Annotated in this window: 12 protein-coding genes; 2 read left to right on the top strand and 10 right to left on the bottom strand. The window is 52.7% G+C overall.

Annotation, left to right across the window (positions count from 1 at the left end):
• Nucleotides 1–115: 115 nt before the first annotated feature.
• The 6 genes from PHV74_12790 to PHV74_12765 form a co-directional block, all read right to left on the bottom strand.
• Nucleotides 116–682 carry a cysteine hydrolase gene (locus PHV74_12790; protein MDD5095234.1) on the bottom strand — a complete coding sequence of 189 codons (567 nt, stop codon included), beginning with the start codon at nt 680–682 and terminating at the stop codon, nt 116–118.
• Between the two features lie 135 nt (nt 683–817).
• Entirely contained in the window at nt 818–1,084 is a 267-nt protein-coding gene (locus tag PHV74_12785; GenBank protein MDD5095233.1) for a hypothetical protein, read from the bottom strand.
• A gap of 13 nt (nt 1,085–1,097) precedes the next feature.
• Nucleotides 1,098–1,451 carry a hypothetical protein gene (locus PHV74_12780; protein MDD5095232.1) on the bottom strand — a complete coding sequence of 118 codons (354 nt, stop codon included), beginning with the start codon at nt 1,449–1,451 and terminating at the stop codon, nt 1,098–1,100.
• Nucleotides 1,452–1,710: 259 nt separating this feature from the next.
• Nucleotides 1,711–2,727, bottom strand: coding sequence for a CHC2 zinc finger domain-containing protein (locus tag PHV74_12775; protein ID MDD5095231.1), 1,017 nt, complete (start codon nt 2,725–2,727; stop codon nt 1,711–1,713).
• A 153-nt stretch (nt 2,728–2,880) separates the two neighbouring features.
• Complete coding sequence (locus PHV74_12770) at nt 2,881–4,194, bottom strand: DUF3987 domain-containing protein (GenBank protein ID MDD5095230.1); 1,314 nt, start codon at nt 4,192–4,194, stop codon at nt 2,881–2,883.
• 97 nt (nt 4,195–4,291) lie between these two features.
• Nucleotides 4,292–4,495, bottom strand: a complete 204-nt coding sequence (locus tag PHV74_12765) for a helix-turn-helix domain-containing protein (GenBank protein ID MDD5095229.1) — start codon at nt 4,493–4,495, stop codon at nt 4,292–4,294.
• A 134-nt stretch (nt 4,496–4,629) separates the two neighbouring features.
• Here PHV74_12765 and PHV74_12760 point away from each other — a divergent pair, with 134 nt between their 5' ends.
• Together PHV74_12760 and PHV74_12755 are read left to right on the top strand one after the other, a co-directional pair.
• Nucleotides 4,630–5,637, top strand: a complete 1,008-nt coding sequence (locus PHV74_12760; protein MDD5095228.1) for a hypothetical protein — start codon at nt 4,630–4,632, stop codon at nt 5,635–5,637.
• Between the two features lie 48 nt (nt 5,638–5,685).
• Nucleotides 5,686–6,882, top strand: a complete 1,197-nt coding sequence (locus tag PHV74_12755) for a tyrosine-type recombinase/integrase (protein MDD5095227.1) — start codon at nt 5,686–5,688, stop codon at nt 6,880–6,882.
• Nucleotides 6,883–7,294: 412 nt separating this feature from the next.
• Here the strand turns inward: PHV74_12755 and PHV74_12750 are convergent, their stop codons facing one another.
• From PHV74_12750 to PHV74_12735, 4 genes are all read right to left on the bottom strand, one after another.
• On the bottom strand, nt 7,295–7,546 hold the full coding sequence (locus PHV74_12750; GenBank protein ID MDD5095226.1) for a hypothetical protein: 252 nt from the start codon (nt 7,544–7,546) through the stop codon (nt 7,295–7,297).
• Nucleotides 7,524–7,844: a hypothetical protein gene (locus PHV74_12745; protein ID MDD5095225.1), complete on the bottom strand. Its 321-nt coding sequence runs from the start codon at nt 7,842–7,844 to the stop codon at nt 7,524–7,526. The genes PHV74_12750 and PHV74_12745 overlap by 23 nt, the downstream gene beginning before the upstream one ends.
• Nucleotides 7,844–8,596, bottom strand: coding sequence for a hypothetical protein (locus PHV74_12740; protein ID MDD5095224.1), 753 nt, complete (start codon nt 8,594–8,596; stop codon nt 7,844–7,846). Before PHV74_12740 ends, PHV74_12745 begins: the two co-directional genes overlap by 1 nt.
• A gap of 133 nt (nt 8,597–8,729) precedes the next feature.
• Complete coding sequence (locus PHV74_12735; GenBank protein ID MDD5095223.1) at nt 8,730–8,963, bottom strand: hypothetical protein; 234 nt, start codon at nt 8,961–8,963, stop codon at nt 8,730–8,732.
• Nucleotides 8,964–9,075: the final 112 nt, after the last annotated feature.

Below are 9,075 nucleotides of genomic sequence, written 5' to 3'. Positions count from 1 at the left end.
GACGAGTCTTCTTTTTCTTGTTCTCATAGGCCAGGCTGGCAAAAGTGGGGCCAATATTCATCGGCAGACTCCTTCGAATTGATCTGCCTCTATTATCGCATGATCCGGGACTTATTCAGAGATTCCTTAATTCGTTGATTACCGATGCAAGTGGCATTACTTGTGCAATCACTGCTTTGTGCAGATATCGCAGCGAAATATCTTCATGAGTTGGATCCATAGCAGCCACACATTCACGTGGTATGATCACCTCAAGGTCTCTCTGGTAGGCGTCGATGGCTGTCGTGCGGACGCAAGCATCCGTAGCAATTCCGCAAATCACAACATGGGTTATCCCAAGTTGTGAAAACACACCATCCAAGTTGGTTCCAAAGAAGGCACTTTGTCGCTTCTTGATTATTTTATAGTCGGATGGCTGGCAATCCAAATCTGAGAGCAGTTTACATCCCTCTGTCCCAACTATGGCAGCATAAATTTTCTTCTTCCTCACCAAAAGGGGGCCATCAGACAGGTCTGGAGAAAATTCCATTCTGGCCCATATTACTGGATGTCCCTGCATACGACTCTCACGTACCAAGGTATTGATCGCCCGGACCAACTCTGATCGCCGTTGCTTCAGAATCCCTTTCTCGAAGAAGTCATTCATCATATCTACAACCAGTACGGCGTACTTAATACTCATAAGCCCCCCTAAATCAATACATGCAGGTAAAGAATGTTTTATTCGTGATGATCCGATAAAATGAGACTTCATTAATTATAACAAACAACTATCTTTCAAATGGGTCCATTATTAAAACACCTGTACACAGGCGTTTCACAGAGAATCACGCCTGTTTCTGCGTAACCTCTCCGCCAGTTTCTGTCGGGTCTCTTCTCGTAACTGCCGCAGCGCATGCGGTGGCCGAATCCGGCTCTTTGAAATCTCGTAAGTTTTCCCTCCGGCGCCATTGTCCTCAACTGGTTCAATACCCAGCCTATCCCGAAAATGTCTCTGCCACGCCTTGTTGTAAGTGAATATCTGCGCAAGATACTCAGACTCATTGAAAATAATGATAGTCTCCTTCTCATGATTTCTTATCACATTTCCCCCTGGATCATTTCTTGCGGAAGACTTCGGGTTTCAGACCATTGCTTTCTCTCTCGACAATCTTCGCCTTCATTTCCAGCGCCCATTGCCGAATGATCATGATGTATCGGGGATTCCGGGTTGCTGTCTCACCACTCATCCACTCATAGATCCTGCCTCGGTAAATCCCGAGGCTTCGAGCAATGACCGCGACTGGGACTCCGTTCTCCTGCAGGTACCTGACATCTTCTGCCAACGTCTTGGAGCTGTATATCTTGAGCATTCGGTCATCGACCCCAGTTGAAATTGCCCGCAGATCGATGTAGGGCGGCGGAGTTCGGATACGCGCCGTGACAGTCGAAGCCTTTATGATATGTACCATGACGAACCTCCTCCCTCAGTTCTTTTATATAGATATTTGTGATCCCGAAACTGTCCTTAACTTCGTGCACCTCTATATTTCTGGCCTCCACGCAGTCAATCGATTACTGATACCTGAGGCGACTGAGGATGGCATACCGCACAACACCAGCCACCATCAGACCTTTGCCAGAAATCAGGATATCCACAGGCGCCACAACGACCGTCAATCGGCAGTTCCCCAATCATGCGAACTCTGATTGAGGGCTTCTCCACCAACTCTAGTTCGCTACCGTTGGCGTCGCCGCCAGCACCCATAATCGCAAATCAATCCCGTTTCCCATGGCTTCTGACGCGTCTTTACCTCTGATTATCGGCCAACGCCTGGCCGTCGGATATTGCTTCTTCCACCATCCCCATGACTCCTTCGCTCCGGCCTCATCTGAGTCGAGAGAAATCAGGATTGAACTACAATGAGCCAGGTATTCTCTTACAGGCGTGTCCGGACGGATAGATGCGGACCCGAGCGCCAGCACATCCGCCAGATCCCCGCATTCCTGATGGAGTAAGATGCCATCCAACTCCGATTCGACGATGACCACCGCTCCGGAGCGGGAGCCTCTCAAGAGGAATGGTGTCGTTGACGATCCTGGAACGATATAATATCGCGGTTCACCCTCGAACCGGCGAACGCGCACCCGCATAAGACCGTCTTCGTTGAAATACGGAATGATGACGCCATCAGGAAGCCAGACTTGGCAACGGCCATACCCTTCCAAGGCCAGTTCTTCAGTCAGAATATATGCGGAATGCTGGTTCCATCCCAGCCGATACTTCTCGATGGTGTCATCCGTCAAGAAGCGTTTCTGCCTCAAAAAACAAGCAGCCATGCCCTCTGAATCCTTATGTAGACCGTCAACCGCACTATCTACGAACTGCTTCATCCGTTCCTGCCAAGGCTTTTCTGGTTTGCGGGTTTCTTTTGGTACCCATGCTGAGTACTGCTGCCTCTGCCCGTGTGGTTTTGCCTCAGGCATACGCCCCAGGAGATCGCACGCCTGCCGGTAACTCAATTTGCGAAAGTCGCGCAGATACTGAATGGTATCACCAGAGCGGTTACATGCCCGACACCAGTATCGGCCTTGTTCCGGCCAGACCCTGAAGCGATCCGTTCCATGACACCAGGGACAGGGGCCAACATACTCTCCCCCATTGGTGGTCGCCTTGTGAATCGTCACAATCCCGTCCTCTGTCAGCAGATCAAGGATTGTCGTCTTGATCATCCCTCTCGTTGTCATACATCCAACCCTTTGCTGCACTGTTGCACTTCAGTTTTGACTAGCTTCGGTTTGTTCTGCTGCACTTTGCTGCACTACCCTTCAAAGGTTTGCGGCACTCCGCTGCACTACTCCACAAGAGTGCAGCAATGCCGCAAGTGCCGCATATCTCCATCAAAAAAGCACCTTCAGGTACTGGACCGCTCGTCCGTTAAGCCCTTTCTTATTCTCGAGTTTGACCAAATTGGCTGCCACCAAAGGTTTGGCCACTGCTCCCAACTTCGCGGCACTCCAGTGTAGGCCGCTGTAGACATCCCGGTTCGATACCTGCCCTTTGCCCCGCAGGTATCGAAGGAGTTCGGCTTCATCCGCTTGTATAGGATCGCCACCGAAACCATGGAAAACGTACAGCATGGAACGCTCCAGGAAATCCGCAATGATGATGGCCCTGTCGATGTGCTCGGGTCTGATCTCGGCACTGAGATCGCAAGCGGCGAACAGGAGGCAGAACTTCCAGAGGTACGTCTGGATACGGGCTATCAAGTTGGCACCCAGTGTCTCGTTTGAGCATCTGACGTAATATCGCTCGTAGTACGACTCAAATATTCGCTTTGTGGCGGGAGGAACCGTTAACTCCCCGTGTCCCTGGCGGTGCAGTTCGTCCGCGCAGGATCGGATGGTGTTCAGCCTCGTGATCAATTCGCTAAAACGTTTCGTATCTGGCTTGGGAGGGAAACCAATCGGTGGCTTTGGCTGCCCGCAAACGAACAGAAATCTGTTCGCAAACCCGCCCCCAACGTCTCTCTCGATCAGCGCCTTCTTCAGCCATGCTGCGGTGCCAGAGATGATGGACAGGAAAGGATCGATACACGTTACCGGGTTATGCTTGGTTTTGAGCGTTTCCATTGGCGGGCAATCCCATAATGAAGTGAGTTTGGGCACCAGTGTTGAAACGGAGTCTTGCTTGGCTTTGTTCATCAGGCTGAGAAATTCCGATTCGGCCAGTATCACCGTCTTTCCAGCTCCGTCCAGCGCCAGCAACCCTTCCGTGGATCCGACCCCGGGGATAATCTCCGGCATGGAACCCGCCGAGCCTCCACCCTGTGCGAACAGCGCATTCAATACCTTCCACCCGCGTGACTGGGTCGTATCTTTCCGTCCGATGCCGGTTGGCCCCACCAGTACACAGTAGATATTCGGATAGACTTCACGGGCGTGGTAGACGTAAAGTCTCTTTCTGAGGATGACGCCTAGCAGCACAGAGAAGACAACAAAGTGGTAGCTATCCGCCGCCTCTGTCGTTGGCCCCATCAATGACAGGTAGTCACCGAAGATTCCCTCACGGGCTTCTCTGGGTAAGGCAGGTGGCCCGTCGTAGTCAAAGGCTTCGCCAGGTTCAGACTGTACATGCAAGCGCTCTGAGCTGGCCCGGGCGACGACTTCATCGCGCATCGACTGAACCGCTGGAGTAACGACTTCCTCTGACATTTTGCCTCATTTTCCGTTTTAGATTCGCGGGTGGGGACAGGAGGTTGCCCTTTGAGGGCAACGTTGTCTTTGCCTAGCGCATGACCTCCGGATTCGTTTATCTGTTCTTCAGTCCATTGGCCAGCAAATCCTCGAGAACCTTCTTGCTAACCAGGATCCGCCGCGGGCTCAGTCGCACCGCCGGAATACGGCCCTCACGGATCGCTGTACGGACGGTGCTCAGTGACAGCCCGGTCGCGACACTTACTTCCAGAGGGCTCAAGCCCAACTTCTCAACCTTGATCTGTTTACCATTATCCACCTGCGTTCACCTCCTTTCGTTAGTTGACAAATGTTTACGCTTTCTGTTAACCTTACATTATCATACTTGCGCGTTATTTAATACTACAAGCTACATACTTGCGCACGCACATGCGCGCAGACAGGAGCTGACACATGAAACCAATCGACACAGGGGTGAAGGAGAGCATCGAGGATGCCTTCTGGAGGCTTCGCAGAGTCGGGCGCGACCCGAGCGCAACGGAAGTATTGAAGCACCTCCAAACTTTTCTTGCCGAAGAAAAGGCCAAGGGTAGAACCTACGAAGAATTCAAGCTTCCCAGTCTGCGCATGTGTCAACTTATCCTGAAACCTTTACGGACCGGCCTGAAGGAACTCAGCCCCGAAGAGCAACGGCTCGAAGAGGCCTGGACTTTCAGCGACGCAAAAGAAAGACCCCTCAACAACTTGCGCGTTGTGCTGGCCGCTTGGCGTATTTGCCAAATCCAAGGCCGTCCGGACGTGTTCACACATCGGATTGCCAGATGGGTAGCTGTGTTGGCCGAGGTGATAGAATCCCCGGCAGTATGCCTGGGTTGGGCGCGGACTTATGCCCAGCAAGAGCTGGCTTGTGCGGTTCACAAAGAGGAGATGGATACGCGAACGCTTGATCTGATGATTCAGCTTGATGTGTGGGAATACGTAACCATGATTCTCATCGGTGAGACTGACCGTCTACTCTCGCGGTTTCAGGTTGGGGATCGTGTTACCAGTGCCTTTAGCCCTGTTGGGGCAGCCTGTAACCTTGACAGCATCCATCCGCTGCTAACTAGCCTTGCAGCATTGGACGCCGCCATGTTCATGAGCAACGCTCATGAAACGGAAGAGAAACAAGCCGATGAGTTGCTGGAGCGATTCCGAAATTTGGACCTTTCGGCGCGCGGCGAGCGTGTCTTCTGGATTTGGCTCAAGTTCATAGCCGATCGCATTCGCACCGAATCCCTGTCTGGACTGGACCGAATCCGAATATCAGTCGATTTGCGCCAGTGGGTGTATGACCACGACTTGAGCACCCCCAATGAGGTTTTCGAGCACCTTATCCTAGCCGATAACATTCAACAGGAAGCTGAGGACCTTGGGTTAGTCCCACTGGAAATCTTCCGCAAGGCCGGTTTTCAGGATTGAGTCATGTAGTGTTGACTAGGCTCAAATAATGCTATAATAGGATAAAATATGGCAACAGGAAGTCTCCAAAAAAGATCAAAAGGAAGCTGGACACTGAAGTTCGACGTGGGTGTCGATCCCCAGACGGGCCGTCGCAAGCAGCAAGCAATCACGGTCAAAGGCACCAAACGCGAAGCCGAGGTGCGTCTTAGGGAAGTTCTTAACAGCCTCGACAACGGCGTCTTCGTCAAGCCTGAAAGACTCACTGTGGACAAATGGCTCGATCAGTGGCTACAGACATACGTTGCGCCGAATTTGAGCGCAAAGACAGCCGATGGATACAGAAGCATTGTGCGGCATCACCTGACACCCCATCTGGGTCCGATCCAACTTCAACACCTGACACCAGCCCGGGCCAACGAAATGTATCAGGAGATACTGGGAACGGGGGTATCGGCTAAGACTTGCTTGAATGTCCATCGGGTTCTGGTGCGCAGCTTGAACGAAGCCGTTAAATTGCAGTTGATCGTGAGGAATCCGGCCCAGTCAGTATCGACACCAAGGGCAAAGCGCAAGGAAATGGTCATCCCGACCGATGAACAGACCAATGGGTTCATGGAAGCGATTGAGAGCAGCCCCTTCCGTGAAGCACTGATTTTGTCGATCTACACTGGATTGCGCCGTGGTGAACTGTTGGGGTTGCGGTGGTGTGATCTTAACCTGGAATTCGCCACATTGAGTGTTAATCAGACGCTTTGCCGTGTCGCCGGAAGAGGTTTCGTGATCGGCCCGCCGAAAACGGCGCGCAGCAGGCGGACTATTGCCCTTCAGCCCAGCGTTTGCATCATGTTGAGGGGGCTGAAGAATCGAAAGACAGCACAACTCACCGCTTTTGGTGTGGAACTCAAGGAATCCGATCTTGTCTTTTCAACCCTGGATGGAAAACCTTTTGAACCCAGCAGTTTGACACACGCCTGCAAGCGGATCATGCGGAAGATAGGCTGTGACAATGCCAGATTGCATGATTTGCGGCATCTTCATGCCAGTCGTCTGCTTCGCCAGGGCACGAATATCAAAACAATCCAGCAACGTCTAGGGCACAGCAGCATCGCCGTCACGATGGATATTTATGCTCACGTGACGCCGGACATGGAGGCGGAAGCCGCACTGAAATTCGAAGAGGGTTTAACCTTCCGTGATCAAAATGTGATCAATTCTTTAGAAAGAGCCAAAGTTAAGGTAAAGTTTGTATCTAAGCGCCCGTAGCTCAGTGGATAGAGCATCGGTCTTCGGATTTGGCGCGAAGGGTCCCAAAGGGTCCTTCTGAAGCTAAAACAAAACCAGTCGGTTTACAGGGTCAAGCGTAAAATACCTTTGAGTCACAACCGTTCCCAAGGAAATTATTGACAACATATTGACAGATTTCAGCTTTGTCCTGAGTGTAAAGGATGATAGAAGAAGAGGCGCTGCCCTAACGGGTGCGCCTCTTTCGCATAAGGGGGCCGATGTCCCCCCTATTCCCTTGTCCCCGTCATTATCAACCACCTCCATGATGCCCCTGCCCTTTTAGAACCCTTCCTCTCGCCACCGGGTGACCATTCCTTCATCTTTGCGCCAAAGTCCATCAGAAAACGATCCTAGGGCCTCGTTGATCGTAAAGTGAAGCGGTCACCGTGTGTCATAAGGGCATCTCTCCGATGAGAAGTTGCCTCATTAAGCCCTCTGTCTCAGGGTTGGCCACTTCGAAAAACCTGTCCCTGTCCGAAGGCACCCATTCAGGATTCTCTACTCGGTATGCTGCGATGGCCTTTTCTCGATTGGCCTCCGTTTCCTCGGACGTGTTGCCATGCAGATAGAAGATGCACGCTGGTGGCTTTTCAGGCTCGGGCGTTTTCTGCTCCAACTTCTCAATTCGTCTTATGATGTCCATTGCCACCCCCTTTCAATATTCGATCTTCAAGGATTTGAAGTCGCTCCTCTATTTGCGCGGTTTCGGTCGCTCTCAACCCAACACTCACCACGTAGGCGGTAACCCGGGCCTTTATGACAAGGTCAAGCTCTGCAACTTTTAGTTGGGATAGAATGTCGCCTAAGATGGCCAGCATGTCCTTAGCGGTCCGTATATCCTCAGTAGAACTTTGAACCCGCTTACTGGGAACACCGGCCCGCCTGTCCCGCTGCCATTGGCGCTGATATTCCCTCTGTAGCTCTTTGTCTTTGAACGGCATCAGTCAACCATCCTCACAGCTTCGATTCCCAGGCATTTGCGCTTGTGCCGTGAGAGTGTGCTCTTGCTTATGCCGAATTGCTCCTCCAGCGTGCGAAGGGAAACCCCCTCTTTGAGCCTCTGGTTGATCATCTCAACCTGTGCGTGGGCGCAAGCCGAACAGGTGGGCGGTTCCTCGAATGTCTCAGACTCTTCTATTGCCTCAAACTCACCGGCTGGTCGCTCCGGGAATGGTCGATCTTCCCGCTTAAGGCTCTGCAGGAGCCCTAGCCCGGCGCTCAGGTAGAAGTAGGCTTGCGCCGCCCGGTCATGGGCATCTGCTATTCCGTCCCGCCCCTCCAGCATGGGCACCTTCAGGGCTTTGGGTAAATAGCCCTCGGGAAGTCTCACCTGGCCGCACAGCTGCCCCGGGTCATGGTATTCGGCGTAGCACTCCGATTGAACTTTGGGCAGTCCCTTCGCCCTCTCGATGATTGGTGCTAGACCCTTGCAGATTTCGTCTCTTGCTCTCAGGAAAGAATCAATAGCCTGTCCCTGGCGTTCGATCTTGGTCTTGACCGCTTCCGCCCGATCCTTCAGCGCCTTCCGCTGGTCGGCGACCTTCTGGAGCTCCTCAACCTCAGCCGCCGCGGCGATCTCTTGTCGTACCCGCGCAAGCTCGTGGGACAACTCTGAAATGTCTTCGCCGTGTTCCAGCCCGAGCACGATCTTCTTTTGTAATGCCTTTATCTCGCCTAATCTACTGTCTGTCATCTGTTGTTCATCTCCTCATGTTTTGATTTTTGGTGGCCGGGGGCCTGCCTCTACATTACGAGCGGGTGGTCGGCCCGCCGGTGCCCACAGGAGGCTACCCCCGGCACCCAGGCAGGCCCCCCGGCCATGTGGCTTATCTTCCATTCACGGCAATATCAAGCTGCTTGTCAGTCCAGTCCGGGCAAAGCCGCCGGAAGGATTCCCGGAGTTCGCGTTGGCTCCACGGGCACCCGTCCGGGTCAACCGCCTCTTTGCCCATCAGCTCGATGAACCGATCCAGGCTCGCCTGATCATTCTTTTGGGCCAGTTGGTCCAGCTCTCGCTGCTCCACTTCCGTCAGATGCTGGAATTCCTGGCGTTCCTGCAAAAAGGTAGCGCCTTGGTATTGAAGCTGATATTGGGATGCGATAGACTCAAGTTGAGGCTATTCGACTTGAGGTGAAGGGATGTTCAGAGAGAACCACAGGCATAAGCAGACA

This window comes from Dehalococcoidia bacterium (assembly GCA_028711995.1).
In the GTDB taxonomy this organism is placed as follows: domain Bacteria; phylum Chloroflexota; class Dehalococcoidia; order SZUA-161; family SpSt-899; genus JAQTRE01.
The sequence above is the reverse complement of the archived record's forward strand: the minus strand, read 5'-3'. Positions and strand labels throughout refer to the sequence as shown.